This window comes from Pseudomonas sp. Tof1 (assembly GCF_055390395.1).
The window spans coordinates 6,100,900-6,127,192 of record NZ_AP024344.1 but is presented as its reverse complement, the minus strand read 5'-3'; the positions used below and the strand labels follow the sequence as shown (position 1 = coordinate 6,127,192).

Annotated in this window: 24 protein-coding genes, 1 other RNA gene and 1 pseudogene; 11 read left to right on the top strand and 15 right to left on the bottom strand. The window is 60.9% G+C overall.

The genetic code is table 11. The features are described from left to right. Positions 1 to 28: 28 nt before the first annotated feature. Entirely contained in the window at positions 29 to 382 is a 354-nt protein-coding gene (locus tag ACZ5KU_RS27625; protein WP_464736524.1) for a hypothetical protein, read from the bottom strand. Positions 383 to 623: 241 nt separating this feature from the next. Between ACZ5KU_RS27625 and ACZ5KU_RS27620 the strand changes: the two genes are divergently transcribed. After that, complete coding sequence (locus ACZ5KU_RS27620) at positions 624 to 869, top strand: helix-turn-helix domain-containing protein (RefSeq protein ID WP_464736523.1); 246 nt, start codon at positions 624 to 626, stop codon at positions 867 to 869. On the opposite strand, the gene ACZ5KU_RS27615 is transcribed toward ACZ5KU_RS27620, so the two are convergent. The 5 genes from ACZ5KU_RS27615 to ACZ5KU_RS27595 form a co-directional block, all read right to left on the bottom strand. Continuing rightward, positions 823 to 1,047, bottom strand: a complete 225-nt coding sequence (locus ACZ5KU_RS27615) for a hypothetical protein (protein WP_464737451.1) — start codon at positions 1,045 to 1,047, stop codon at positions 823 to 825. The two genes, ACZ5KU_RS27620 and ACZ5KU_RS27615, sit on opposite strands and share 47 nt — an antisense overlap. A gap of 47 nt (positions 1,048 to 1,094) precedes the next feature. Continuing rightward, on the bottom strand, positions 1,095 to 2,003 hold the full coding sequence (locus ACZ5KU_RS27610) for a recombination directionality factor (RefSeq protein ID WP_464736522.1): 909 nt from the start codon (positions 2,001 to 2,003) through the stop codon (positions 1,095 to 1,097). An 88-nt stretch (positions 2,004 to 2,091) separates the two neighbouring features. Then, the gene (locus tag ACZ5KU_RS27605) at positions 2,092 to 3,096 is read right to left on the bottom strand and encodes a YqaJ viral recombinase family nuclease (RefSeq protein ID WP_464736521.1); all 1,005 of its coding nucleotides are present in this window, start codon (positions 3,094 to 3,096) and stop codon (positions 2,092 to 2,094) included. 75 nt (positions 3,097 to 3,171) lie between these two features. Next, the gene (locus ACZ5KU_RS27600; RefSeq protein ID WP_464736520.1) at positions 3,172 to 4,140 is read right to left on the bottom strand and encodes a DUF932 domain-containing protein; all 969 of its coding nucleotides are present in this window, start codon (positions 4,138 to 4,140) and stop codon (positions 3,172 to 3,174) included. Between the two features lie 94 nt (positions 4,141 to 4,234). Next, positions 4,235 to 4,564: a hypothetical protein gene (locus ACZ5KU_RS27595; protein WP_464736519.1), complete on the bottom strand. Its 330-nt coding sequence runs from the start codon at positions 4,562 to 4,564 to the stop codon at positions 4,235 to 4,237. 228 nt (positions 4,565 to 4,792) lie between these two features. On the opposite strand from ACZ5KU_RS27595, the gene ACZ5KU_RS27590 reads away from it, so the two are divergent. Genes ACZ5KU_RS27590 through ACZ5KU_RS27580 form a run of 3 tightly spaced genes read left to right on the top strand, consistent with a single transcriptional unit; the run spans position 4,793 to position 8,366 of the window. Further along, positions 4,793 to 5,020, top strand: a complete 228-nt coding sequence (locus tag ACZ5KU_RS27590) for an AAA family ATPase (RefSeq protein ID WP_464736518.1) — start codon at positions 4,793 to 4,795, stop codon at positions 5,018 to 5,020. A 17-nt stretch (positions 5,021 to 5,037) separates the two neighbouring features. Beyond that, positions 5,038 to 6,606 carry an ATP-dependent nuclease gene (locus ACZ5KU_RS27585; protein ID WP_464736517.1) on the top strand — a complete coding sequence of 523 codons (1,569 nt, stop codon included), beginning with the start codon at positions 5,038 to 5,040 and terminating at the stop codon, positions 6,604 to 6,606. Beyond that, positions 6,603 to 8,366: a UvrD-helicase domain-containing protein gene (locus tag ACZ5KU_RS27580; protein WP_464736516.1), complete on the top strand. Its 1,764-nt coding sequence runs from the start codon at positions 6,603 to 6,605 to the stop codon at positions 8,364 to 8,366. Before ACZ5KU_RS27585 ends, ACZ5KU_RS27580 begins: the two co-directional genes overlap by 4 nt. 64 nt (positions 8,367 to 8,430) lie before the next feature. Here the strand turns inward: ACZ5KU_RS27580 and ACZ5KU_RS27575 are convergent, their stop codons facing one another. The 6 genes from ACZ5KU_RS27575 to ACZ5KU_RS27550 form a co-directional block, all read right to left on the bottom strand. After that, the gene (locus ACZ5KU_RS27575; protein WP_464736515.1) at positions 8,431 to 9,687 is read right to left on the bottom strand and encodes an integrase domain-containing protein; all 1,257 of its coding nucleotides are present in this window, start codon (positions 9,685 to 9,687) and stop codon (positions 8,431 to 8,433) included. A gap of 184 nt (positions 9,688 to 9,871) precedes the next feature. Next, positions 9,872 to 10,260: a transfer-messenger RNA gene (gene ssrA, locus ACZ5KU_RS27570) on the bottom strand. Between the two features lie 85 nt (positions 10,261 to 10,345). Next, a complete protein-coding gene (locus ACZ5KU_RS27565) occupies positions 10,346 to 10,624 on the bottom strand; it encodes a hypothetical protein (protein WP_054057150.1) in 279 nt (92 codons plus the stop codon). A gap of 254 nt (positions 10,625 to 10,878) precedes the next feature. Next, entirely contained in the window at positions 10,879 to 13,701 is a 2,823-nt protein-coding gene (locus tag ACZ5KU_RS27560; protein WP_464736514.1) for an FAD-binding and (Fe-S)-binding domain-containing protein, read from the bottom strand. An 85-nt stretch (positions 13,702 to 13,786) separates the two neighbouring features. Then, a complete protein-coding gene (lldD, locus tag ACZ5KU_RS27555; protein ID WP_464736513.1) occupies positions 13,787 to 14,932 on the bottom strand; it encodes an FMN-dependent L-lactate dehydrogenase LldD in 1,146 nt (381 codons plus the stop codon). Positions 14,933 to 15,001: 69 nt separating this feature from the next. Next, complete coding sequence (locus ACZ5KU_RS27550) at positions 15,002 to 16,696, bottom strand: lactate permease LctP family transporter (RefSeq protein WP_054062496.1); 1,695 nt, start codon at positions 16,694 to 16,696, stop codon at positions 15,002 to 15,004. Between the two features lie 261 nt (positions 16,697 to 16,957). On the opposite strand from ACZ5KU_RS27550, the gene ACZ5KU_RS27545 reads away from it, so the two are divergent. Further along, positions 16,958 to 17,725 (top strand): FCD domain-containing protein, encoded by a 768-nt coding sequence (locus ACZ5KU_RS27545; protein WP_054062495.1) that lies wholly within the window; start codon positions 16,958 to 16,960, stop codon positions 17,723 to 17,725. 206 nt (positions 17,726 to 17,931) lie between these two features. Here ACZ5KU_RS27545 and smpB read toward each other — a convergent pair whose 3' ends face one another. Further along, positions 17,932 to 18,414, bottom strand: coding sequence for an SsrA-binding protein SmpB (gene smpB / locus ACZ5KU_RS27540; protein WP_010447282.1), 483 nt, complete (start codon positions 18,412 to 18,414; stop codon positions 17,932 to 17,934). 127 nt (positions 18,415 to 18,541) lie between these two features. Here smpB and ACZ5KU_RS27535 point away from each other — a divergent pair, with 127 nt between their 5' ends. Beyond that, complete coding sequence (locus ACZ5KU_RS27535; protein WP_054058265.1) at positions 18,542 to 18,976, top strand: type II toxin-antitoxin system RatA family toxin; 435 nt, start codon at positions 18,542 to 18,544, stop codon at positions 18,974 to 18,976. Beyond that, positions 18,969 to 19,283 (top strand): RnfH family protein, encoded by a 315-nt coding sequence (locus ACZ5KU_RS27530; protein WP_464736512.1) that lies wholly within the window; start codon positions 18,969 to 18,971, stop codon positions 19,281 to 19,283. Before ACZ5KU_RS27535 ends, ACZ5KU_RS27530 begins: the two co-directional genes overlap by 8 nt. Before the next feature lie 110 nt (positions 19,284 to 19,393). Here ACZ5KU_RS27530 and ACZ5KU_RS27525 read toward each other — a convergent pair whose 3' ends face one another. Next, positions 19,394 to 19,924 (bottom strand): outer membrane protein assembly factor BamE, encoded by a 531-nt coding sequence (locus ACZ5KU_RS27525; protein ID WP_054058263.1) that lies wholly within the window; start codon positions 19,922 to 19,924, stop codon positions 19,394 to 19,396. 98 nt (positions 19,925 to 20,022) lie between these two features. Here ACZ5KU_RS27525 and fur point away from each other — a divergent pair, with 98 nt between their 5' ends. Beyond that, on the top strand, positions 20,023 to 20,427 hold the full coding sequence (gene fur, locus ACZ5KU_RS27520) for a ferric iron uptake transcriptional regulator (RefSeq protein ID WP_026145177.1): 405 nt from the start codon (positions 20,023 to 20,025) through the stop codon (positions 20,425 to 20,427). 88 nt (positions 20,428 to 20,515) lie between these two features. On the opposite strand, the gene recN is transcribed toward fur, so the two are convergent. Beyond that, positions 20,516 to 22,189: a DNA repair protein RecN gene (gene recN, locus ACZ5KU_RS27515; RefSeq protein WP_464736511.1), complete on the bottom strand. Its 1,674-nt coding sequence runs from the start codon at positions 22,187 to 22,189 to the stop codon at positions 20,516 to 20,518. Positions 22,190 to 22,428: 239 nt separating this feature from the next. Between recN and grpE the strand changes: the two genes are divergently transcribed. From grpE to dnaJ, 3 genes and pseudogenes are all read left to right on the top strand, one after another. Next, positions 22,429 to 22,995 (top strand): nucleotide exchange factor GrpE, encoded by a 567-nt coding sequence (gene grpE, locus ACZ5KU_RS27510; protein WP_017904117.1) that lies wholly within the window; start codon positions 22,429 to 22,431, stop codon positions 22,993 to 22,995. Between the two features lie 99 nt (positions 22,996 to 23,094). Continuing rightward, complete coding sequence (dnaK, locus tag ACZ5KU_RS27505; protein ID WP_054058261.1) at positions 23,095 to 25,011, top strand: molecular chaperone DnaK; 1,917 nt, start codon at positions 23,095 to 23,097, stop codon at positions 25,009 to 25,011. 150 nt (positions 25,012 to 25,161) lie between these two features. Then, positions 25,162 to 26,285 (top strand): annotated as a pseudogene (gene dnaJ / locus ACZ5KU_RS27500) (molecular chaperone DnaJ). Positions 26,286 to 26,293: the final 8 nt, after the last annotated feature.

The window sequence follows — 26,293 nt, the reverse complement described above, 5'->3', positions numbered from 1 at the left end:
GGCGGGGAGGGTGGAGTAAGCAAAACGACTATTTCTTGTAAACAACCTTGAGCTTTTTGTTGACGTAGTCCTTGATGATTTCGTAGTCGGGGTTGTACGTGACGAGCGTATGGCCGACACCTGCTGCGGCCGTTAGTGTTGCGATGGTCAATGTCGCAGGTGTTGTGAGGACGCTGAACACGGCACCGAGTGCGCCGCCCTGCACCACGGCACTTTTTACGTCGCTTCTGACTCGACACTTCATTCCCATGCCCTCGATCTTGGCTTCAACCAGCTTGATACCGGCCATGAAATTGCCCCGAAGACCGACTACCTCGAAGGATGCTCGCGTTCTCAAGAGGCTTTCGATCAAGTTTTCGTTCAGACCTGTTATGACATTCATGGTGTTCTGAGCTCCTAGCAAGGTGGTGCTTAAGGCGAGAAGTCTTAAGGCGAGAAGTCTTAAGGCGTTTTTCTGGTTAGGATGGCGCTAGGCGTTGGCCGGCTTTCACCTCCACGTGAACAGGGGATTTCCAACTGCATAGGCACAAGTGGGTGCAATCTGACGTCAATAGTGCCCAAACTTGTGAAATGGGTCGTAAATGCCGTGGTCGTTTTGGCATCATAGCCCGACGATTTTTGCCATGGCAAGAATCTCCGCAATCCAAGACAAAGACCGCGATCTCGTAAAGCTGGGGGCGGCTGTACGAGCCCGCCGCCTTGCTCTGGATCTCTCTCAAGAAGCCCTGGCAGATGCCGCATCGATAGATCGCTCTCACATGGGAAAAATCGAACGTGGGGAGCGAAACGTCACTTTCCTAAATATTTGCCGGATTGCCGCAGCTATTCGGTGCAAGCCATCCGATCTGCTTGCTGATGCGGGTCTTTAGGTTCGGGGATATGGGGCTTACTGCTGACTATTCGGTTGAACACGATACATGCCAGTATGCCTATCAGCAGTAATGGCCAGAAACGCAGCATGAATGCGAGTAGAGCGACGGCCACCGTACAGCTGGCCAGCACACCGATGAACACGAACAGCAAACCAATGAAGCGCACCAGGCTCATGGCGCGATCCTCCTCGTAGATTGAATGGTGAAGTGACAATGCGGATGTCACTCCGCGGTGCGCTGGGTTCGGGCTTTCAGTAACGTCGATAAAGTGGGTTCTGATTTGGCTTTTGACTCTGCTGCAGAAACGCTCGAAGGTGGCGCTTCAGGTCCCGGTTCCGGGAAGAACTCTTCGGCAATGGCACAGATCTCTTCTTCACTGTCCTCGAAAGCACCATTGGCGAGTCCCAGTCGTGCCGTAGCACCCAACGCCATTTGATCGAAGCCAGAAGCCTGGCGTGCCTCGTCAAGCTCCCGGGCTCGCAGCAACGCCTCCTCCATCGAAAGTCCGCTGCGCAGTGTGATGTCGACATAGAAGATCGGGGTACCGAGGCTTTGGCGAGTCGATTTGCCACGCAGCCGCAACTCCAGCGGCAGACAGGCCAGCCGATTGCCCGAGATTGCCTGGAAGTAATGCAGGCGAGCCGCCAAGGTCCGGATGCTATTGAAACCCGTGGTGCGGAACACGAAGCTACCCAGCGGATCGTCGTCGCCAATGACCACGTTCAGCCGGCCGTAAGGCTTGCACGCTCTACCCTTGGCCAGCGGACAGGCATCGGGCGAAGGGCAGGGCAACGACTGTATGCCGTCTTGGGTGACACGCTTGCAGGTCTCGCCATTGCCGACACATAGCGGCCGTCCTGACTGGCGATCAAACAAGGTATAGTCGGCACGGAAATTCAACTCCGGCTCGTTGAATAGCATTCGCACGGGAATGTTGCGCAGCTTGTCTCCATGGCTCTGACGCAGTTCGTCGTTGAGCGGGTGCAACAGCCAACCGTCCTTGCTCTGTATCTGAGAGGTAATGGTGAACTGATCATCTTTTTCCGGCAGGCGCTTGCCGTTCTTCTCGATGACCTTACCGATGGAGATTCGCCCGAGAACAGGGGGCGTCAGGGCTAAGCCTTTGAGCATGTGATTCTCCTGGGAATGAAAAAGGCCAGCCATGCAGAGCGAACTGCATGGACTGGCCAAGGGGAGGGAAGGGCGAAGGAAATGGAAATCAGCCGACCAGAAAACGCCGCGCGCCGGGTTTCAGCAGCGGGTATTTGGCCTGCAGGTAGGGCTTGTCCTGAAGCAGTTGAGCGACATTGAGACCGAGGCTGTCCTTGGCTTTGCGCCAGCTGACATAGCCGCTAGAGAATTTAGCTCGGCTGGCATTACCCATGGCCTGCTGCAGAATTTGCTTGAGCTCAGCCTCGCGCTTTTCCTTATCGGCGATCGACTGGCGTACGGCTTTGAGCTCGATGAAGACGGCGCTCAGTCCGGCGTGGTTGCTGAAGTCGATGATCTGGCCGTTATCCTCCGGATAGAGACAGCTTAATGCCGCTTCAGCAGAAGCAGTGCCATCGGTTGGCGGTGGCGTTTCGGTCTCCACGTACTGCCAGAACTTACGCTCCAGTTCGATCAGGCGCGCGATGAGTTGTTCGTCCCTCTCAATTCGATGGACCTCCAGCGTCTGACCGCCAAGCAGCACCGCTACATCTGCAGCCTGCTTGCCCGTGACGGCGAGCTGGTGCATGACCTGCAACACCACATACTCGGGCACGCCTTCCTTCCAAAGGCGTGCCCCGTTTATGCCGGCTGTCTTGCATTCGAGGATCTGAACATCATCGGCACCTAGTACCTCGCGGTCGATGTTTGCGAGCATCCAGGACAGCTCCGGATTCGGGTGCTGCAGCACGGCGTTGATACGCCGCACCTTGTGCTTGGTGCGTTTGCTGTAATGCCAGGCCACGATGGGTTCCAGAACGTTGCCCCAGTACATCGGGCTTTCCTCATAGTGGGGGTCTGCCTTCGGTAGCGTGGTATCGCGGCCAGTCTTCTCAAGCCACAACTCCAACTGAGATTTGTAGGGATTCAGCCCCACGGCAGCTGCGGCATCCGAACTGCCGATACCCTGCTTGCGAATCTGTAGCCAGTCCTCACGCGGTAACTCCTTGGTGCTGACCAGGTGTAGGGCAGGGCGTTTCTTGCGGGTGTTGCCGTTCAATGACGTTGCTTTCATGGTATTCACCTGCAGACATAAAATCGCCCGACCAGCACAAGGCTGACCGGGCGCGAGGAGTGAGGTAAGTGAGGGTTAAGCGACAAGCTGCAGCGCGGCATCCAGGGCGCGTTGCTTGATCTGCGCGCCCTGGCCGAACCAGGCCGAGTCCATGCGGTACTCGTTGCTACGCGCGCGGCGTTCGTGGTCGACAAACTCGGTCACGGCATTGAGCAAGCCCCAGGCGGTGCCGCGTGCCGAATCCAGCTGGCTACCGCGACCATGGCCTTCGTACAGTTCCTGGACCTTGCGCAGGGCACGCTCGTTGGGCAGTTGCTCCGGCAGAGCACCGGTCGGGCTGGTCTCGCACAACACGTTCATAAAGAAGCCCAGCGCCTCATGCCACTGCACTTTGCGCTCGGCCAGCACGCGCATGCGGTACATGAAGTCGTCCCATTGCGAGACGGCGATACCGAGTTGCTTCTTTATCGCCTTGGGGTCGAAGCGGGTGTTGTGCGGCACCTTGATCGCCCGACTGGTGCCGTCCAGTGCGATGCTTAGGGTGTTGTTGCACACCACGCGCACGGTGGTCGGCGTGGCGGTGGTGGCCAGAGTGCCGTCGCAGGAGGTCGCCAGCAGCAGATAGCCATTCACCTGGTCGTTACCCTTGAGCGCCGCGCCTTGCCCGGTACGCGCCAGCGCCCAGAGTTTGCGACCACCCTTGAGTACTCCGGCCGTTTCCAACTCGTAGTCGGAAACCTCGGTGAGGTCGCGATAAAACTCCAACACTTCCCGAGGTTGCACCGTGTGGTAGCGCTGAGAGACTACCGATAGCGGTGCCTTGGTGTCGGAGCGATAGAGCACCTTCTGCTCTGGAAAAGAATGGATAGCTCCCAGGTGGCCGATGGCATCCGACTTGAAATGCACGGGGCTTTCGAGGATCTGCCAGTCCATGCCGGCTTCGCGTTGCCAGACTTCGATGGGTTGCTTCTGCGTGAGCTGATTGCCCAAGCCATGCCACGGGGTAGCGCCAGCGTAGGCCATGGTTTCGACTAGATGTGCCATGTGAACGATTCCTATGGATGTAGGCCGGAATAAAGCGCCGCGCCAGGCGCAGCACCGACCGGATAATTGAAATAAGTGGAGAGAAAGGGCCGGATCAGGCAGGCAGGTTGAAGCGATGACCGCAGAGTAGACAGAGGTTGTGGGCCAGGACGTGGCGGTCGAGCGACTCGCCGAGCTGAGCGCCGAGCGCACAGCCGCCAACCCCGCCAGCTAGGCCACCGAGGATGGCGCCAGATACAGAACCGAGAGTGATACCAACAGGGCCGGCGAACGCGCCGATAGCTGCGCCAGCCTGCCCGCCTGCCAGGGCAGTGCTGACTCCGCGCGCAACACCGCCCACGGTGCCGATGGCGGCGCCGACTTTCATGGCGTGGTGGAAGGAAGCGACTTTGGGGGAGTGACAGCGAGGGCATTGCAATGACATGGGGCTAACCTCCTTGGTGCTGATGTCATCGCGATAATGTGTGGTTGAGATTTTTTCGAAACGAATGGCAGTTGTAGGGCGTTGATTTCATGTCCTATTCGGCAGAAAACGCCCAACAACGGTCATCTGATATCTAAGAAAACTGGGCGATTCATTTCTTCTATGGCTAGGCAGGTTTGGCTGGTTAAGCCAAGCTGAGGCGTCGAGCCAGCATAAGGATCTGCGAAAATGCGCATTATCAATCTGAAGATTGAGAACTTTCGGGGTGTGAAGTCAGCGGATCTTACGTTTGACGGACATACCCTGCTTGTAGGGGGCAACAACGTCGGAAAGAGCACGATTTGCGAAGCTTTGGATCTTGTGCTCAGTCCAGATAGGCTTTCTCGCTTCCCCCGGTTCAGGAGTTTGATTTTTACAATGCCTCGTACCTCGATGCTGACGGGACTACCCCCGTAAAGATCAGGATCGAAGTCATGCTGGTTGATCTCAGTGGTGAGGTTGAGCGCACCTGCGCGGCTCACACCGAGCTGTGGCACGTCAAAGAGCAACGTCTGTTGGAGGCTGGTGAGGCAGATGCCGCCGTCCCTCCTGAAGTTATTCGATGTCTGCGCATTGAAACGCAAGCCTTTTACAACCCAGAAGAAGATGAGTTCGAGGCGGACACGTTCTTCTCATATAGCCCCAGCCTCGAAGACGGCGAGCTTCAGCGTGTAAAGAAAACAGTGAAGCGGTTGTTTGGGTTCCTCTACCTTCGAACCCTGCGCACAGGTTCACGTGCCCTCAGTCTTGAGCGAGGTTCTCTGCTCGATCTCATCCTCCGGTTGCAAGGCGTTCGAACCGGGCTTTGGGAAAAGTCTATCAAGCGGCTTCGGGAGCTGAATCCCCCGATCGATTCGGATGCTACCGACCTCCGGCCAGTACTGGATTCCATTGAAGAGAGGCTTGCCCAGTACATTTCCGTGGGTGGGGCTGGCAAGGCGACCCAGTTATTCGTTTCGCAGCTTACGAGAGAGCACCTGCGCAAGACGATGTCGTTCTTTCTTTCCATTACAGAGGATCAAAAGCCAGTCCCCTTCCAGCATGTCGGGACAGGTACGCTGAACACCCTCGTGCTGGCTCTGCTGTCGTTCATCGCCGAGGTGAAAAAGGACAATGTGATTTTCGCGATGGAGGAGCCCGAAATAGCACTGCCACCGCATACGCAGCGCCGAATTGCGAAGTACCTTTTGGAAGAGACGACGCAGTGCTTTGTCACCTCGCATTCACCGTATGTGATCGAGCGATTCGACCCATCTCAGATCATCATCTTGAGACGCAACGCTGAGGCAACGGTGGAGTCGACGACCGTTGCGTCAGGCACAACCCTGAAAGGCAAGATGTACAAGCGTCATGCACGAAGAGGCCTTGCGGAAGCAATGCTCGGTCCTGGGGTGATTGTTGCGGAGGGGGTCACCGAGCACAGTGCCTTGACCGCAGTCGCTGAGAAGATGGAACAGGCCAACCCGGATCTGTTTGCCCTGGACTTGGCAGGCATCACGATCTTCCCCGTTGATGGCGACGGTTCGTTGCCTAATTTCGGTGCTTTCTTCAAAGCACTTGGCCTTCGAACCTATGCTTTCTATGACTACAAGCCACGCAAGGCAGAGGAAAATCAGAAGTTTGCGGAAGCCTTCGATTTCCCGAACGAGATTCCTTTCCCAAACATCGAGCAGCTACTGGTCACCCAAACGCCGGTTGAGCACCAATGGACGTTCCTTTGTGATCTTCGTGATTCCGGGGAGCAGGGGAACATTGGCATCCCTGCCGAGCGCCCAGATGATAAGGGGGTAGTGGACAACATGCTCAAAGCGCTCAAGAGTAACAAAGGCAACGGATATGCAGCCCGGTTGCTGGATCTTTGCGCACTGCACGAGCTGCCAGTCGGGATCACAGATTTCCTGACGCGTGTTTACGAGGACTTCCCAAAACCTGCTTCTGCTGCTCAGCCCGGTGATGAACCGGCTGAGGAAGAGAATGAAGAGGATCAGGTAGGCGCCATATGATCATCTGCGAGCGGCGTCAGACGATTCTGGACGAGGATGGCCACCTCCTGATTGTCGGAGGGCCTGGCAGCGGGAAGACCACTATCGCCCTTCAGAAGGCCACGAAGATTATTGCTGCTGGGTTACAGCCGGGGCAGTCGATACTCTTCCTCAGCTTTTCTCGGGCAGCCGTGGCAAGGGTCGCAGAGGCGTCGAGTCTGCTGGTCGATAAGACCGTACGTTCTCAGCTCAGCCTCCAGACCTTTCATTCCTTCTGCTGGTCATTGCTCAAAAGCCATGGCTACCTGCTCGGCTCTCCGAAAGGAAAGCTCAAGATCCTGCTGCCTCAAGATGAAAAGGCCTTGTCCGGTGGAGTCAAAGCACCGCAGAAGAGAGAGAGGCCAACAGCCGAATGGCTCGCGTGGCAAGCTGAGCGGGCGCGACTGTTCGCGGAGGAGGGGCAAATCTGTTTCGACTGGTTTGCTCCCAAATCCAGTGAGCTGCTGGAAAGGTGTCAGTTGCTCCGGGAACTGGTAGCGGACACTTACCCTGTCATCATTGTTGATGAGGCTCAAGACACTGGGAATACGGCTTGGAGCTGCATTGAGAAGCTGGCAGACCTCTGCCAGATCATCTGCCTGGCTGATCTTGATCAGCAGATTTTTGACCACCTTGAGGGAGTCGGTCCGGAGCGAATCGATCATATCAAAGACGCCTTGTCTCCCGTTTTTGTAGATCTTGGCTCCGACAATAACCGCAGCCCTGGCACTGAGATCGCTGTGTTCGGCAATGACATCTTGGCGAAGACGCCGAGAAGAGCCCCATATGCCGGTGTCGGTCGAATTCTGTATGACCCGAGACACGAACCGATTCAGTGGATGCGTGCGGCGCTCGGTCGATTTTACGCAGGTGCTAAAGCGGACGGTTTGCGCGTGGAAAATATGGCCATACTCGCAACCACCGGCAGTGGCGTCGCCAAGATTTCAGCCGCCTTGAACGGAGGCGCGAAACCTATTCCTCACAAGGTGTTGTTCGACGAGGCCGCAGTTCTGCTATCGGCCCGATTGGCAGCATTTCTTCTGGAGCCCAAGCTTCCTGAACGGCGTGCAGCTGATATCGCAACCTGTCTTGAATTACTTGCCTTGATCAGGCGTGCAGACGGTAGTGCAACGGCAATCAGGGAGGCAGCAACCTACCTGAAATGGAGTGCCAGCATCGCTGGTGGTAAGCCCCCGAAGACCAATCTTGCGAGGAGTGCTGAAGCACTCATCGATGGCGCTGCGGGTCTGGTGCTTACCGGTGACCCTGGCAGGGATTGGATTCAGATCAAAACGCTGCTCTACCGAACCGGCGTCACTGAGTTCAAGCAGGTCGCGGGGGCTCTCGACTATTTGATCGCTTTCAATCGTGGGAAGCGAATCAGCGCGAGCTTGTCGGAGATGTGGATGACGACTGGCGCATACACCACCGCGCGTCAGGGGCTCGATAACGCCCTGGTGCAGGATCAACTGCTCGCTGATGGAAACGATACTCAAGGCATACACGTCATGACCATCCATAAGTCCAAGGGCAAGCAGTTCGATGCCGTTATCCTGGTTCGGGAAAGCATTAGGCAGGGAGCGCGGGAGTTTCGCTCTTCCTTGGTCTGGCGTGGGGATGAAGCGCCCTATGACCGCAGTCGGAAAATTCTTCGCGTTGGAATCACCCGCGCGCGGCGTTACGTTCTGATGCTCGAGCCGACATTTCCGGCATGCCCCATCATGTCGGAGCACAGATTATGAGGATGACCGCTTGTGGCCGGTTGTTGCCTGTTGCTACTGGCTGCTTTGCGGCAGTTGGCACTAATCAGCGTATCGGCACGACCTTCCTGTCCCGATTTTCCTTGATAGCTGACATCGAAAGGTTGCCGGTAGCTGCGTCCTGAATATGCTCGCTCCACCAGGCCATCATCGGACGCCTGCGTTCGATGTAGTCCGCTCGGTTGTAAGCGCTGCGTACTTCATCCTTGTCCACGTGGGCAAGCGCTACCTCGATCAGTTCAGGATCCCAGCCATGCTCGTTGAGGATGGTGCTAGCCATCGAGCGCATGCCGTGGCTGACCAGGCGCCCTTCGAAGCCCATGCGTTTGAGTGCCATGTTCGCGGTCTGACTGTTGCAATGGGTGCGAGGGTTCCGATCTGCCGGAAACACGTATTCCCTGTGTCCACTGTAAGGCTTGATTGCTTCCAGAAGCGCGAGGGCCTGCTCCGTGAGCGGGACGATATGCGTACGGCGTTTCTTCATGCGTTCAGCGGGAATCGTCCAGATCTTCTTCTCGATGTCGAGGTCTGCCCAGCGGGTAGTCGCTGCTTCGACTGGCCGCGTCATGGTGTGGAGCTGCCACTCGATCAGGCAACGAGTCGTTCGTTTGATGCTGGCATTGGCGATCGCCACCATGAGATCTTTCAGCTCATCGGGGGGAAGCGCCGCCATGTTCTTCTTCTTCGGCTTCTTGAAGACGGAGCGGATGCCGCTAAGCGGGTTCGCGTGAATCACTCCCGAGTTGACCCCGTAGGTCATGATCTCGTTGAGTCGCTGCGTCAGCCGCTTCACGGTTTCAAGGCTGCCCTTGGTTTCGAGTGGTCGGAGCAGGTTGATGACTTGAGGTGCGCTGATGGCCGAGATCGGTGTGGAGCCCAAGTCCGGGAATACGTGCAACGTTAGCGAGCGCCAGATGTCCTCAGCGTAGGCCGACGTCACAGCATCTTTCTTCAGCTCATACCAGGACGTCGCCACATTCTGGAATGTGTGCTCAGTCGCGGCTTGTTTAGCTTGCAGCACAGCATCCCGTTTCTCTTTAGGGTCGATGCCATGGGCAAGTGCTTCCCTCGCTTCAATGGAACCCTTGCGTGCTTGCGCTAACGAGACTTCAGGGAAGGTCCCCAGTCCCATGTTGATCCGCTTCTTCGTCACAGGGTGTCGATAGTTGAAGTTCCACAGCTTAGAGCCATTGCTTCTCACTCGCATTTGAAGTCCGCCTCCATCAAATAGGACATAGTCCTTTTCAGCAGGCTTGGCAGATTTGATTTTGAGTTCAGTGAGGCGGGTAGCTTGTGCGCACATTGGCATTCCAGAATTGATTTTGGCATTCCAAAAATTAGCACCTACGGGCTTGGAATGCCATTTGGAATGCCAAAAGGCGTGGCTGCTGATGGACGTCCGTGGACACTGATAGCGCTGAAAGTCCCGTACTTACTGGGTTTCAGGCACAAAAAAAGACGTCCGTGGACGTCTTTAGATGATTATTTGGTGGAGCCGGGGGGATTTGAACCCCCGTCCGCCAGTACTCCGCTGTCGGTCCTACATGCTTAGCCGTGTCTATTGAGTTAACCCTCAGCGACCCGACGGGCAGGGTGCTTTGGGCGAGTTGTGTAAGTTTTAGCCACTTCGTCCACAACGTACTACGCGGCGATTCTGTTCTGTATGACAATCATTTCGGGTTTACAGACATCCCCTGATGATTGCTGGGCCCGAAGGCACCAGAAGTGCATGTCAGCTGCAATTAAGCAGCGAGAGCAGCACCGTATTGGTCGTCGTTGGCAACTATAGAAGTTGCAACAGTGGATTAACGAGTTCTGTTACCAACTCGGCATGCACCTAGAGTTTCGCAACCAGCGTCGAATCCAAAACGGCCCCGAACCGGCTTACTTCTCAGTAGGCAGGGTCAGTGTACGCCACTGTGGCTCGAAAGGCCATCCCAAAGCGTAGCGTGCGGTTTTGACTAGCCGCCTTTCTGGCTGTTCTGGATCTGCTGGATCGCGCGCTGGGTGATGGCGATGCAGTCCTTGGTGCCTTCGGCGGTGTTTTTCGCCTGGGCGGCCTGGGCCTGCTGCACGCTGTTGGCGATTTCGCCCTGCAGGTCGGCGGCGAGGATGGTGGTCTTGGCGTTGTTGATGGTTTGCAGGTTGGTGGTGCACAGGTCTTTCTCACCATCGGCGAAGGCCGGGGCGGCAAGGAGTGCGGTGACTACGAACAGGCCGGGCAGTACGGAACGTTTCATGTGGATCTCCTTGAACCTGGGGTTCAGGCTGCGAGGTTGCCGAAGTGGCAGGGAGGCCCCGATTGGTGGCGGCTTGCTCGGTAGACTGCGCGGGGTGTTCAAGGTTCTGTTTTTGTTGAGCGCGGTGGGGCCTGCAGGAGCGTGGCTTGTCGGGGCCCTAACCGCCGCGCAGCTTTTTAGCGGTTTCGAGGGCCCATTCGCGGGCAAGCCCTGCTCCTACAGTTGGGTGGCGGTGTTCCGTAGGCCGGTGGTGTTTACCGGGGTGGTGAGAGAGGTTTGGGCTGGGTGACGCGATCGACCAGGTAGACCAGGCCGTGGTAGTCGATGCCGCCGTGCTGGCTCAGGCCGATTTCGCAGGTGCGGCTGGTGGAAATGCCTTCTTCGCAGTACTGCACCGCATCCTTGAGGGTGCGCAGCGAGTGGGCGTTGAGTTCCGGGGTGGTGAAGCCCTTGTCGCCGGCGAATCCGCAGCAGTGGATGCCTTCGGGGATCACCACGTTGTGGCTGCAGCGCCGCGCCAGGTCGATCAGCGCCTGGCTTTCCCCCAGGTGCTGGGTGCTGCAGGTCACGTGGACGGCAATCGGCGCGTCCTGCGGGGTGAAGGTCAACTTATCCACAAGGTGCGTGCGAATGAAGCGCACCGGGTCGTAGAGGTCGAGGCGGCTGTCGCCCAGGTCCTGGACCAGGCGCAGGGTGCACGGGCTGGTGTCGCAGTAGATCGGGTCGAGGCCGCCGCGGCTGGCGTGCAGCAGGGCGCCGATCAGTTCCTGGCGCTTGTGTTCGGCCTGTTCGACGTAGCCCTTGGAGGCGAACGGCTGGCCGCAGCACAACTGGTCGGTGTTGTCCGGGAACACCACCTGGTAGCCGGCCTTTTCCAGCAGCGAGCGGGTTTTGTCGAGCAGCGAGACCTGTTCCTTGTCGCCCGCCGCCGGGCCCATCACCCGTGAGACGCAGGCGGCCAGGTAGACCACCCGTGGGCGTTCATCGTTGACCGCCGGGCTGAAGCGCACCGCGCGCTCGGGTTGCGGCATGGCATTGGTCCACAGGGGCACGCGCCCCTTGGACAGGCGGGTCAGCCCGGCCGACAGCCGCGCCAGGCGCGGGGCGCCGAGCAGCATGCGGGCGCCGTTGGCGACGTGCAGGGTGAAGCGCGCGCCTTGCAGCGTGGTGGCGAAGTTCGTCGCCAGCCAGTCGGCGCGCTTCACCTGGGTGGCTTCGCGGCCGCGCAGTTTCTTCACCAGCTCGCCGGTGTTGATGCCCACCGGGCAGCGCTGGGCGCACAGGCCGGTGGCGGCGCAGGTGTCGATGCCCTGGTAGTGGTAGGCGGCTTCCAGTTCGGTGGTGTCGATGCCGGCGCGCTTTTTCGCCTGGATATCGCGCCAGATGACGATGCGCTGGCGCGGGCTGAGGGTCAGGCCCTTGGATGGGCACACCGGTTCGCAGAAGCCGCACTCGATGCACTTGTCGACGATCTCGTCGGCGGCCGGCAGCGGCTTGAGATTTTTCAGGTGGATCTGCGGGTCGTCGCTGAGCACCACGTCCGGGTTGAGGATGCCCTGGGGATCGAGCAGGCGCTTGATCGCCCACATCAGTTGGTAGGCGTCGCTGCCCCATTCCTGTTCGACGAAGGGCGCCATGTTGCGCCCGGTGCCGTGCTCGGCCTTGAGCGAACCGCCGAACTCCACGGCCACCAGTTGCGCCACGTCGTCCATGAACGCCTGGTAGCGGGCGACTTCCGCGGCGCTGTTGAAGCCCTGGGTGAAGACGAAGTGCAGGTTGCCTTCCAGTGCGTGGCCGAACAGGATCGCCTCGTCGTAGTGGTGCTTGTCGAACAGCTCGATCAGGCGGTTGACGCCGATGGCCAGTTGTTCGACCGGGAAGGTCACGTCCTCGATGATCACCGTGGTGCCGGTCTGGCGTACGGCGCCGACCGCCGGGAAGGTGTCCTTGCGGATCGCCCAGAGCCTGGCGTTTTCCGCCGGGTCTTCGCTGAAGTCGACCTGTTTCTCTACCGGGAAGCTCGCCAGCGAGGTCATGATCTGCGCCAGTTGTTCGTGCAGCAGCGACGAGCTGGCGGCGCGGGATTCGATCAGCAGGGCGCAGGCGTTGTTCGACAGCTCGCGCACGAACGCCGGCATGCCGGGCTTGTCCTGCACCGAGCGCAGGCTGCGGCGGTCGAGCAGTTCGACGGCGGACACCGGCTGGCGCTTGAGCACGGTGACGGCGGTGCAGCAGGTTTCCACGTCGGGGAAGACGATCAGCGCCGAGGCCTTGTGCGGGTGGTCGACCACGGTGTCGTAGGTCACCGCGCTGATGAAGCCGAGGGTGCCTTCGGAGCCGACCAGCAGGTGGCTGAGGATGTCCAGCGGCTCGTCGAAATCCACCAGGGCGTTGAGGGACAGGCCGGTGGTGTTCTTCAGCCGGTACTTGTGGCGGATCTTCGTGGCCAGTTCGGTGTTGGCGCGGGTTTCGCGGGCCAGGGTCGCCAATTGGTCGAGCAAGGCACCGTGGCTCTGGCGGAAGGCCGCGACGCTGGCCGGGTCCTCGGTGTCCAGGCGGCTGCCGTCGGCCAGCACCAGGCGCAGGCCGGCCAGGGTGTGGTAGGTGTTCTGCGCGGTGCCGCAGCACATGCCGCTGGCGTTGTTGGCGACGATGCCGCCGATCTTGCAGGCATTGATCGAGGCCGGGTCCGGGCCGATCTTGCGCCCGAACGGTGCCAGCCAGGCGTTGGCCTGGGCGCCGATCACCCCGGGTTGCAGGCGGATCTGCCGGCCCTCTTGGCGAATCTCGCGGCCGTTCCAGTTGTCACCGAGGACGATCAGCACCGAGTCGCTGATGGCCTGGCCGGACAGGCTGGTGCCGGCGGCGCGGAAGGTCACCGGCACCTGGTCGCGGGCGGCCAGCTTGAGCAGGGCGACCACTTCGTCTTCGGATTCGACGCGGATCACCAGTTGCGGAATCAGCCGGTAGAAGCTGGCGTCGGTGCCGAAGGCCAGGGTCGAGAGCGCGTCGTCGAAGCGGCGCTCGCGGGGAATCAGCTGTTCGACCGAGCGGAGGAACGGGGTGGGCAGGCTCATGCAAACTCCTAACGAGGCCGTTGGCATCTGGCGTGCCCTGGCCGGCCCCGTTCAATCAGGCGGTAATTCGTGCGGGCGCGACGGTTCAGGCGCCCAGTTCACGGACCAGCGAGTCACGGGTGATCTCGCTGATCGACTTGGCGCCGGTCAGCACCATGGCAACGCGCATTTCCTTCTCGAACAGCTCCAGCAGGTTTTTCACGCCCGCTTCGCCGGCGGTGGCGAGGGCGTAGAGGAAGGCGCGGCCGATCAGCACGGTGTCGGCGCCGAGGGCGATCATGCGCACCACGTCCAGGCCGCTGCGGATGCCGGAGTCGGCGAGGATCTTCAACTCGCCTTTCACCGCATCGGCGATGGCCGGCAGCGCGCGGGCACTGGACAGCACGCCGTCGAGCTGGCGCCCGCCATGGTTGGAGACGACGATGCCGTCGGCACCGAATTTCACCGCGTCCCTGGCATCCTGCGGGTCGAGGATGCCCTTGATGACCATCGGGCCGTCCCAGAATTCGCGGATCCACTCCAGGTCCTTCCAGGAGATCGACGGGTCGAAGTTGGCGCCGAGCCAGCCGATGTAGTCGGCCAGGCCGGTCGGGTTGCCGCGATAGCGCGAGATGTTGCCCAGGTCATGGGGCTTGCCCAGCAGGCCGACATCGAGGGTCCAGCGCGGGTGGGTCATGGCCTGCCAGACGCGGCGCAGCGGCGCGTTCGGGCCGCTCATGCCGGAGTGGGCGTCGCGGTAGCGGGCGCCGGGGACCGGCATGTCGACGGTGAACACCAGGGTGGTCACGCCGGCGGCCTTGGCCCGTTCCAGGGCGTTGCGCATGAAGCCGCGGTCTTTCAGCACGTAGAGCTGGAACCACATCGGCCGGTCGATGGCCGGGGCGACTTCCTCGATCGGGCACACCGAGACCGTCGACATCGTGAAAGGGATGCCGTGGGCGGCGGCCGCGCGGGCGGCCTGCACTTCGCCACGGCGGGCGTACATGCCGGTCAGGCCGACCGGGGCCAGGGCCACCGGCATGCTCAGGGTTTCGTTGAACAGCCGGGTTTCCAGGCTCAGTTCGGACATGTTCTTCAGCACGCGCTGGCGCAGGGCGATGCCGGCCAGGTCCTCGACGTTGTGGCGCAGGGTGTGCTCGGCGTAGGCGCCGCCGTCGGCATAGTGGAACAGGAACGGTGGCAGCTTGCGTTGGGCGGCTGCGCGATAGTCGGTAGAGGCGGAAATGATCATGGGAACTCGCAGCGTGGGTTGACGGGTAACGGCTGCCGGGACCGTCGACGGGCCCCGGCACCTATCACGTTAGTGCACCAGCATGCCGGTGAACACATAGGCCTGGGCCAGGGTGATCAGGCCGACGAGGGTGGCGAAGAACAGACTGTGCTTGAGCGTGAAGCGGAACAGGTCGGATTCCTTGCCCACCAGGCCGGTGGCGGCGCAGGCGACGGCGATCGACTGCGGCGAGATCATCTTGCCGGTCACGCCACCGCTGGTGTTGGCCGCGACCAGCAGAGTGTCGTTGACGCCGATCTGGTGTGCGGTGGTGGCCTGCAGCGAGCTGAACAGCGCGTTCGACGAGGTGTCCGAACCGGTCAGGAACACGCCCAGCCAGCCGAGGAACGGCGAGAAGAACGGGAACGCCGCGCCGGTCGCCGCCAGTACCAGGGCCAGGGTCGAGGACATGCCCGAGTAGTTGGTGACGAAGGCGAAGGCCAGCACCATGCCGATGGAGAGGATCGGCCAGCGCAGCTCGTAGAAGGTCTCCTTGAAAGTGGTCAGACCAGTTTTGAAGTCGATCTTGAGCACCAGCATCGACACCAGGGCGGAGAAGAAAATCGCCGTGCCGGTGGCGGAGATCGGGTCGAGCTTGAACACCGCCGGAATCGGCGTCGGGTTGGCGACGATCGGTGCGGTCTTGATCACCAGCTGGTCCAGGTGCGGTACGGCGAAGCTGAAGACGCTGCTGTACATCGCGCCGCCGGTGGCGAACATCGCCTTGAACGACTTCAGGGTCCAGATCGTCACCAGCACGGTGAGGATCAGGAACGGCGACCAGGCCTTGAAGATCTGGCCCAGGCTGTAGGGCGAGGCCAGGGTGCGGCGTGGCTGGCCGAAGCCGCCGGCGCTGGCCGTGACGGCGGCGCCCGCGGTGGCACCGGCGATCTGTGCGCCGGCGGTGCGGCGTGGCTGCCAGACTTTCAGGAACAGGGTCAGGCTGATCAGGCTGGCCAGGGCCGAGGTGATGTCCGGCAGTTCCGGGCCGATGAAGTTCGAGGTGAAGTACTGGGTGATGGCGAAGCTCAGGCCGGCGACCAGCGCGGCCGGCCAGGTTTCCCGCACGCCGCGCAGGCCGTCCATCATGAACACCAGCCAGAACGGCACGAACAGCGACAGCAGCGGCAGTTGGCGGCCGGTCATGGCGCCGATCTTGAACGCATCGATGCCGGTGACCTGGCCGGCGACGATGATCGGGATGCCCAGGGCGCCGAAGGCCACTGGCGCGGTGTTGGCGATCAGGCACAGGCCGGCGGCGTACAGCGGGTTGAAACCCAGGCCCACCAGCAGCGCGGCGGTGATCGCCACGGGCGCGCCGAAGCCGGCCGCACCTTCGAGGAAGGCGCCGAAGCAGAAGCCGATCAGCAGGACTTGCAGGCGCTGGTCGTCGGTGATCGACAGCACCGAGCTGCGGATGATTTCGAACTGACCGCTCTTGACCGTCAGTTTGTAGAGGAACACCGCGGCGACGATGATCCAGGCAATTGGCCAGAGGCCGTAGGCGAATCCATAGCCGGCAGCGGCCAGTGCCATGTCCACCGGCATCTTGAAGGCGAAGATCGCCACCAGGATCGCCAGCGCCAGGGTGATGCTGCCCGCCACGTGCCCCTTGAGGCGGAACACCGCCAGGGCGAGGAAGAAGAACACGATGGGAATGACGGCCGCGAGAGCGGACAGGCCGAGGCTGCCGAGCGGGCTGTAGAGCTGTTGCCAGGTTTGCATATGGGGTGGCCCCTAATTGTTGTTGGTAGGCGCAGATAAGTCGATTTGGATAATTGGTAATACCAATTTACAATCGCTGAGCGCTAGGTTAAAAGCCTTGCAGGGCATGTGTCAATTTGCCGCCCTGAAACTTTCGTCGCACAGCGGTCGGGAAAAGGAACTGATCGGGTGATTCAGGCGCTCTCTGGTGGGTGCTGGCGCGGCGCCAATAGGCCAGAATAGGCAGCCCCGGCAAGGGTTCGGGAGCGTGAGGAGTGAGTGATGGGGTTTGATCAGATTCGTCAGCGCCGTTTGTCTGACGATATTGTCGAGCGGCTCGAGGGGATGATTCTCGAGGGTACGCTCAAGCCCGGTGAGCGCCTGCCGGCCGAACGGGTGTTGGCCGAGCAGTTCGGCGTGTCGCGGCCGTCGTTGCGCGAGGCGATCCAGAAGCTGGTGGCCAAGGGGCTGCTGGCCAGTCGACAGGGCGGCGGCAATTACGTGGTGGAGACGCTGGGTTCGACGTTCAGCGATCCGCTGCTGCACCTGTTGGAAAACAATCCCGAGGCCCAGCGTGACCTGCTCGAGTTTCGTCATACGCTGGAGGCGTCCTGTGCCTATTACGCGGCGATGCGTGCCACCGAAGTGGATCGGGAACGGCTGAGGGTGGCGTTCGAGCGATTGCAAAGCTGTTATTCGCGTGCGGACGAGGTGAGTCGCGCGGAGGAGGGCGAGGCCGATGCGAACTTCCACCTGGCGATTGCCGAGGCCAGTCATAACGCGGTGTTGCTGCACACCATTCGTGGGTTGTTCGATCTGCTCAAGCGCAACGTGGTGACCAACATCGGCGGGATGTACAAGCAGCGCACGGAGACGCGCGACATGCTGATCGCGCAGCATCGGGAGTTGTACCTGGCGATCATCGAGGGGCGGGCGGAGCAGGCGCGTGAGGTGTCGAGCCGGCATATCCTGTATGTGCAGGAGGTGCTGGAGGAGGTCAGGCAGGAGGCACAGCGGGTGGCGCGGGCGGAGCGGCGCAAGGGGATTTGAGCGGGCGGTTGCGTTTGTTCGGGTGGGGCGGTTGCCTTTGGATCGCAATCGCCAGCAAGCCGGCTCCCGCAGTGGACGGGTCGTACCCGGAATTGGTGTACGGTACGGACCTGTAGGAGCGGGGCTTGCCCGCGAAGAAGGCCTCGAGGCCGCCAAAAGCTTCGCGGGCAAGCCCGGCTCCTACATACAGGGCGGTGCCTGGGGCGTCAGTCTTCCTTGCCCTTGTTGCGCACCGCACGCTGCAGCTCGCGACCGGCGTCGCGTTCGCGTTCGGTATCGCGCTTGTCGTATTCCTTCTTGCCCTTGCCCAGGGCAATCTCGCACTTGACCAGGTGCTTGCTCCAGTACAGCGAGAGGCAGACGCAGGTGTAGCCCTTCTGCTGCACGCCGGCGAAGATCTTCTCCAACTCGCGCTGGTTGAGCAGCAGCTTGCGCGTGCGCGTCGGGTCGGCGATGACGTGGGTGCTGGCGGTGGTCAACGGCGTGAAGTGGCTGCCGAACAGCCAGGCTTCGCCATCCTTGAGCAGCACGTAACTGTCGACCAGTTGTGCCTTGCCCGCCCGCAAGCTCTTTACTTCCCAACCGGCCAGGACCAGGCCAGCCTCGAACCGTTGTTCGACGAAGTAATCGTGGCGCGCCTTTTTGTTTTGCGCGATGGTCCCTGTAGGGTGTTTCTTCTGTTTAGCCATAGGGGCGGCATTATAGGGGGTTGCGCGTCCGTCGGCTACGGTGAAGCTGCGTGCTTGAGCGCGTAGGATGAATCCCGGACAATGCGCCCTCTTTTGTATGCTGCCCAGCCGTGGAATTGACGCTGACATGACGACCCATATTCAACGTTCGGCCTTGCTGCCCTATCCGGCGCAGGCGCTTTATGACCTGGTGAACGACGTCGCACGTTATCCGGAATTCCTGCCGTGGTGCTCGGCCTCCCAGGTGCTGGAAAGCTCGGACGTGCACATGCGCGCCACGCTGTCGGTAGCCAAGGGTGGCCTGAGCCAGCAGTTCGTGACGCGCAATACCCTGGTGCCGGGGCAGTCGATCGAGATGAATCTCGAAGAGGGGCCGTTCACTCAACTGCATGGTGTGTGGGTGTTCAAGGCACTGGGCGAGAAGGCCTGCAAGATCAGCCTCGACCTGACCTTCGATTACGCCGGGCCCATCGTGCGTGCGACGCTGGGGCCGTTGTTCAACCAGGCGGCGAATACCTTGGTGGATGCGTTCTGCCAGCGGGCGAAGCAACTTAATGGCTGAGTCGTTGGTGGCCATCGAGGTGGTGTACGCCGAGGTCGGGCGCCAGTGCCTGCTGGAGGTGTCGGTGCCGGCGGGGACGACAGTGCGGGCGGCGGTTGGCTTGTCGGGGATGGCCCAGCAGTTTCCCGGGGTCGATCTGTCGGGCTGCCCGTTGGGAATCTTCGGCAAGGTGGTGAGTGACCCCGAGGCCAGGGTAGTGGCTGAAGGGGAGCGCATCGAGATTTATCGGCCGTTGCTGGCGGACCCGAAAGAGGTTCGGCGGTTGCGGGCGGAAAAGGCGGCCAGGGCGCGGGCGCAGAATTTGTAGAAGGATTGATTGTTCCCGCGCTCCTGCGTGGGAACGATCAACAAGGAGTCTTGCGCCGATTGGCAGGCAATAAAAAGCCCGGACATGCCGGGCTTTTTTGCGTCGCAATATTACTGCGGCGAGGTGTCCAGCGGCTCCGGGGTCGGAACCGGCACGGTCTTCACGCCATCGACGTCTTTCTGGATCTGGTCGAGCAGCGAGCCTGGCTTGGCCGGCTTTTCCTTCTTCTTCGGCGTTTCGGTGTTCTGCGCCGGGGCTTCGACCGTGGTGCCGCTGTCCTTGCCGAGAATGGCTTCGTCACGGCTCACGCCGGGCATGAAGTCACCCGCGAGGTTCACCAGCTTGTCGTCGTCACTGAAGATCAGGCTGACGCGCTCCTGCTGGCGCTCACCGCCACCTGGTTGCAGGCTGTACAGATAATCCCAGCGATTGGCGTGGAATGTGTCGGTCAGCAAGGGGTTGCCCATGATAAACCGTACTTGCCGCCGGGTCATTCCGGGGCGCAACTGGTCTATCATGTCCTGCGTGACGACATTGCCCTGTTGGATGTCGATTTTGTAAACCCCGGGGAATGAACAACCGGCGAGTGCGAGCAGTCCCACTAAGGTGAAACTGGTTAGCAAGAGCTTGGTGTTTTGCATCGGTGGGCGACTTCCACTATCTTGGCTGGGACAACGTAAACCCCGATCATACCCGTATTAAGAGAAGCTGCGAAGCAGCATCGGCGAGAAAGCTGACCATGGTTGAAAATAGCGAACTACGCAAAGCTGGCTTAAAAGTGACTCTGCCACGGGTCAAGATTCTACAGATGCTCGATTCCACCGAGCAGCGTCACATGAGTGCCGAGGATGTCTACAAGGCGCTGATGGAAGCTGGCGAGGACGTCGGCCTGGCGACGGTCTACCGTGTACTGACCCAATTCGAAGCGGCCGGGCTGGTGGTCCGCCACAACTTCGATGGCGGCCATGCGGTGTTCGAGCTGGCGGACGGCGGCCACCACGACCACATGGTCAACGTGGATTCCGGCGAGGTCATCGAGTTCATCAACCCGGAAATCGAGAAGCTCCAGCACGCCATTGCCGAGCAGCATGGCTACGAGCTGGTGGATCACAACCTGGTGCTGTACGTACGCAAGAAGAAGTAATCCTGCCGTGCGGATTCAGCTCCGGTGAAATGAACGAAGGCGACCCCAGGGTCGCCTTCGTGTTTTTTGTTACCTGAAATGTTGTGGCTCAGCTCTTGGCGGTGACCACCATCTTTTTCGCGTGGGCGATGGACTCCTTGGTGAGGTCGATGCCGCCGAGCATCCGCGCGACTTCCTCGACCCGTTCGGTCTTGCCCAGCTTGGACACGGCCGTGTGGGTCGCATCGCTGCCGCGCACCTTGTGCACGAATAGATGATGGTGACCCTGGGCGGCCACCTGCGGCAGGTGGGTGACGGTCAGGACCTGGCCGCGGTCGCCGAGGCGGCGCAGCAATTGGCCGACGATTTCCGCAGTCGGCCCGCCGATGCCCACGTCCACTTCGTCAAAGACCAGGGTCGGGATGCGTGAGGTCTGCGCGGTAATCACCTGGATCGCCAGGCTGATACGCGACAGCTCGCCACCCGAAGCGACCTTGGCCAGGGCCTTGAGGGGCTGGCCGGGGTTGGCGCTGACCAGCAGCTCGACCTGTTCCAGGCCATAGGGCAGCGGTTCGTCGCTGGTATTGGCGTGCAGCTCGATGCTGAAGCGCCCGCCGGGCATGCCCAGGCGCTGGATTTCCTGCTCGACCGCACTAGCCAGGCCGGTGGCGGCCTCGCGACGCAGTTCGCTGAGTTCGCGGGCGCGCTCCTGGTAGTGCCGGGCGTAGGCGGCCAGTTCTTCGCCGAGGCGTTCGATGGCCTCGTCGTTGGCGTTCATGGTTTCGATTTCGTCCAGCAGCTTCTGCTGCAGGGTCGCCACCTCGGTGGGCTGGATGCGGTGCTTGCGTGCCAGGGTGTAGATGGCGTCCAGGCGCTCTTCGAGATACTGCAGGCGGCCCGGGTCGGCGTCGAAGTGGTCGACGAAGCGGTTCAGCTCGCCGACGGCTTCCTCCACCTGGATCTGTGCGCTGGCCAGCAGGTTGGCGGCTTCGCCCAGGGCGCCGGAGCCGTTGCTGACGCTGGTCAGGCGGTTCAGGCAGGTGGTGAGGGCGTGGAGCACGTTGCCCGAGTCGCTTTCGCTGCACTGCTCGACCACCTGCCGGCAGACGCCGAGCAGGGTCTCGGCGTTGGTCAGGTTCTTGTGTTCCTGCTCCAGTTCATCCAGCTCGTTTTCGCCGAGTGCGAGGTTTTCCAGCTCTTCGAGCTGATAGCTGAGCAACTGGTGGCGCGCCCGCTGCTCGTCGCCGGAGTTGGACAGGCGCTCCAGCTCCTGGCGGGCCTGGCGCCAGCGCTGGGCCGCGAGCTGCACCTGGCGGGCGAGGTCGGTGGCGCCGGCGTACTCGTCGAGCAGGCGGCGGTGGGTGTCGGTCTTGAGCAGGGACTGGTGTTCGTGCTGGCTGTGGATATCGATCAGCAGTTCGCCCAGGGCCTTGAGGTCGCCGAGGGGGCAGGTCGAGCCGTTGATGTAGCCGCGGGAGCGCCCTTCGGCGGTAATGACTCGGCGCAGGATGCATGGCCCGTCGCTGTCCAGGTCGCGTTCGGCGAGCCAGTGGCGCGCCTCCGGGATGTCCTGCAGGTCGAAGGTGGCGAGAATGTCGGCCTTGTCCGCGCCGGGCCGCACCACGCCGCTGTCGGCGCGATCGCCGAGGGTCAGGCCGAGGGCGTCGAGCATGATCGACTTGCCGGCACCGGTTTCGCCGGTGATGACGCTCATCCCGCGGTCGAGTTCCAGGTCGAGATGCTCGACGATTGCGTAGTTGTGTACGGACAGGTGCACCAGCATGAAGGCCGCTCCCAGGTTTAGGTCTGGTTATTTATACAGTGTTTTGATTTTGCCTGACAATGCCTGCCTTTAGTTCGATTCGCTTGAATGGCCGGATTTTTTAGCGCGATCGGCGATGCATGACCTCCATCGATCGGGTGAAGAGCATGTTTTGGGCACTTGAACCTGGAAAATGCGGCCCCATATACGGGGGCAGAAGCGCGGGCCGAGCCCGCGGACGATATTGAAAGGAGGTTTTTATGGCTGACGAACAGAATCTGGATGCGCAAAATCAGGAAGCCAATCAGGCTGCCGAGGCTTCGAGCGATGACCTGGCAACCCGCGTGCAGGTGCTCGAAGAGCAACTGGCCGCTGCACAGGACCAGGGGTTGCGCGTAGCCGCCGACCTGCAGAACGTTCGCCGCCGTGCCGAGCAGGATGTCGAGAAGGCGCACAAGTTCGCCCTGGAAAAATTCGCCGGTGACCTGCTGCCGATCCTCGACAGCCTGGAGCGCGGCCTGGAGCTGTCCAATCCCGATGACGAAAGCATTCGCCCGATGCGCGAAGGTATCGAGCTGACCCTGAAGATGTTCCAGGACACCTTCAAGCGTCACCAGCTGGAAGCCATCGATCCCCATGGCGAACCCTTCAATGCTTCGCTGCACCAGGCCATGGCCATGCAGGAAAGCGCCGACGTCGAGCCGAACAGCGTCTTGAAGGTGTTCCAGAAGGGCTACCAGCTCAACGGTCGCCTGCTGCGTCCGGCCATGGTGGTGGTGAGCAAGGCGGTTGCACCGGTTTCGCCGACTATCGACGAGCAGGCTTGAAATCGGTCGTAGCGACCCCATCTATAAGTCAAGCGTTTAAGTGCTACCGCAGTTGGCAATAACCGCTGCGGCAAAAAATCCAAGTTTCGGGAGAGTGAAATGGGCAAAATTATCGGTATCGACCTGGGGACTACCAACTCCTGCGTCTCCATTCTGGAAAACGGCAACGTCAAGGTGATCGAGAACGCCGAAGGCGCTCGCACCACGCCGTCGATCATTGCATACGCCAACGATGGCGAAACCCTGGTTGGCCAGTCGGCCAAGCGTCAGGCTGTAACCAACCCGCACAACACCCTGTACGCGGTGAAGCGTCTGATCGGTCGCAAGTTCGACGAAGAAGTCGTACAGAAAGACATCAAGATGGTTCCGTACAAGATCGCCAAGGCCGACAACGGTGACGCCTGGGTTGAAGTGAACGGCCAGAAGATGGCTCCGCCACAGATTTCGGCTGAAATCCTGAAGAAGATGAAGAAGACTGCCGAAGACTACCTCGGCGAGGCCGTGACCGAAGCGGTGATCACCGTTCCGGCCTACTTCAACGACAGCCAGCGTCAGGCCACCAAGGACGCCGGCCGTATCGCCGGTCTGGACGTCAAGCGCATCATCAACGAACCTACCGCGGCTGCACTGGCCTACGGCATGGACAAGGCCAAGGGCGACCACACCGTCATCGTTTATGACCTGGGTGGTGGTACCTTCGACGTTTCCGTGATCGAAATCGCCGAAGTCGATGGCGAGCACCAGTTCGAAGTACTGGCCACCAACGGTGACACCTTCCTCGGTGGTGAAGACTTCGACATCCGTCTGATCGACTACCTCGTCGACGAATTCAAGAAAGAAAGCGGCATGAACCTCAAGGGTGACCCGCTGGCGATGCAGCGCCTGAAGGAAGCTGCCGAAAAGGCCAAGATCGAGCTGTCGTCCTCGCAGTCGACCGACGTCAACCTGCCGTACATCACGGCTGACGCCACCGGTCCGAAGCACCTGAACGTGAAGATCTCCCGCGCCAAGCTGGAAGCGCTGGTGGAAGACCTGGTTCAGCGCACCATCGAGCCTTGCCGCATCGCTCTGAAAGACGCCGGTATCGACGTCGGTTCGATCAACGACGTGATCCTGGTCGGCGGTCAGACCCGTATGCCGCTGGTGCAGAAGGCCGTGACCGATTTCTTCGGCAAGGAACCACGCAAGGACGTCAACCCTGACGAAGCCGTTGCCATGGGTGCTGCGATCCAGGGCGCCGTACTGGCCGGTGACGTGAAGGATGTGCTGCTGCTGGACGTCAGCCCGCTGACCCTGGGTATCGAAACCATGGGTGGCGTGATGACCGCGCTGATCGAGAAGAACACCACTATTCCGACCAAGAAGTCGCAAGTGTTCTCGACCGCCGACGACAACCAGAGCGCCGTGACCATCCACGTGCTGCAGGGTGAGCGCAAGCAGGCCGCGCAGAACAAGTCGCTGGGCAAGTTCGACCTGTCCGAGATCCCGCCAGCGCCACGTGGCGTGCCGCAGATCGAAGTGACCTTCGACATCGACGCCAACGGCATCCTGCACGTCGGCGCGAAGGACAAGGCTACCGGCAAGGAGCAGAAGATCACCATCAAGGCCAACTCCGGCCTGTCGGATGAAGAAATCCAGCAAATGGTGCGCGACGCCGAGCTGAACGCCGAGGAAGACCGCAAGTTCGAAGAGCTGGCCGCTGCCCGTAACCAGGGTGATGCGCTGGTTCACTCGACTCGCAAGATGGTCGCTGACGCCGGTGACAAGGTGACCGCGGAAGAGAAGACCGCGATCGAAGCCGCCGTGGTTGCCCTGGAAGCCGCCGTGAAGGGTGACGACAAGGCTGCCATCGACGCCAAGGTCGAGGAGCTGTCCAAGGTCTCCGCACCTGTGGCGCAGAAGATGTACGCCGAGCAGGGCGCCAAGCCTGAAGCCGGTGCGCAGCCTGCCCAGGAAGAAGCGCACAAGGACGACGTCGTCGACGCCGAGTTCGAAGAAGTCAAAGACCACAAGTAATTCTGCTTGTTGGTCGGCCGGTTGACTGCGTTTGCGCGGTGACTGGTAGGATGTCGCCGCGCGGGAGCTTGCTCCCGCGTTGGCGTGTCTGGAGTACGCAAATTTTTACAGCATGCGACTACGCTCGGGTGCTGGCCTCAGGGGCAATTTATGGCAAAGCGTGACTATTACGAGGTATTGGGGGTCGAGCGTGGCTCCAGCGAGGCGGAGCTGAAAAAGGCTTATCGTCGTCTTGCGATGAAATATCACCCGGACCGCAACCCGGATGACAAGGCTGCGGAAGAGAAATTCAAGGAGGCCAACGAGGCCTACGAGGTTCTGTCCGATTCCAGCAAGCGCGCCGCTTACGACCAGTACGGTCATGCCGGCGTCGACCCGAGCATGGGTGGCGGTGGTGCCGGTTTCGGTGGGCAGAACTTCTCCGACATCTTCGGCGATGTGTTCAGCGATTTCTTTGGTGGCGGTCGCGGCGGTTCCCGTGGCGGCGCCCAGCGCGGCAGTGACCTGCGCTACACCCTGGAACTGAACCTGGAAGAAGCGGTGCGCGGGACCACCGTGAATATCCGTGTGCCGACACTGGTCAACTGCAAGCCGTGCGACGGTTCCGGCGCGAAGAAGGGTTCTTCGCCGGTGACCTGTCCGACCTGTGGCGGTATCGGCCAGGTGCGCATGCAGCAGGGCTTCTTCTCGGTGCAGCAGACCTGCCCGCGTTGCCATGGCCAGGGCAAGATCATTTCCGATCCGTGCGACTCCTGCCATGGCCAGGGCCGTGTCGAAGAGTACAAGACGCTGTCGGTCAAGGTGCCTTCGGGCGTCGATACCGGCGATCGTATTCGCCTGTCCGGCGAGGGCGAGGCGGGCACCCAGGGTGGTCCGACCGGCGACCTGTATGTGGTGATCAACGTGCGTGAGCACGATATCTTCCAGCGCGACGGCAAGCATCTGTACTGCGAAGTGCCGATCAGCTTCGTCGATGCGGCCCTGGGGGCGAGCTGGAAGTGCCGACCCTCGATGGCCGGGTCAAGCTGAAGATTCCGGAAGGCACCCAGACCGGCAAGCAGTTCCGTCTGCGCGGCAAGGGTGTGGCGCCGGTGCGTGGCGGTGGGGCGGGCGACCTGATGTGCCGCGTGGCCGTCGAGACGCCCGTGAACCTGAGCCGTCGTCAGCGCGAGCTGCTGGAAGAATTCCGCGCTTCGCTGGATGTCGACAGCTCCCATTCGCCCAAGGCCAGCGGTTGGTTCGAGGGCATGAAGCGCTTCTTCGGCGACCTGTAAGGAGCGTT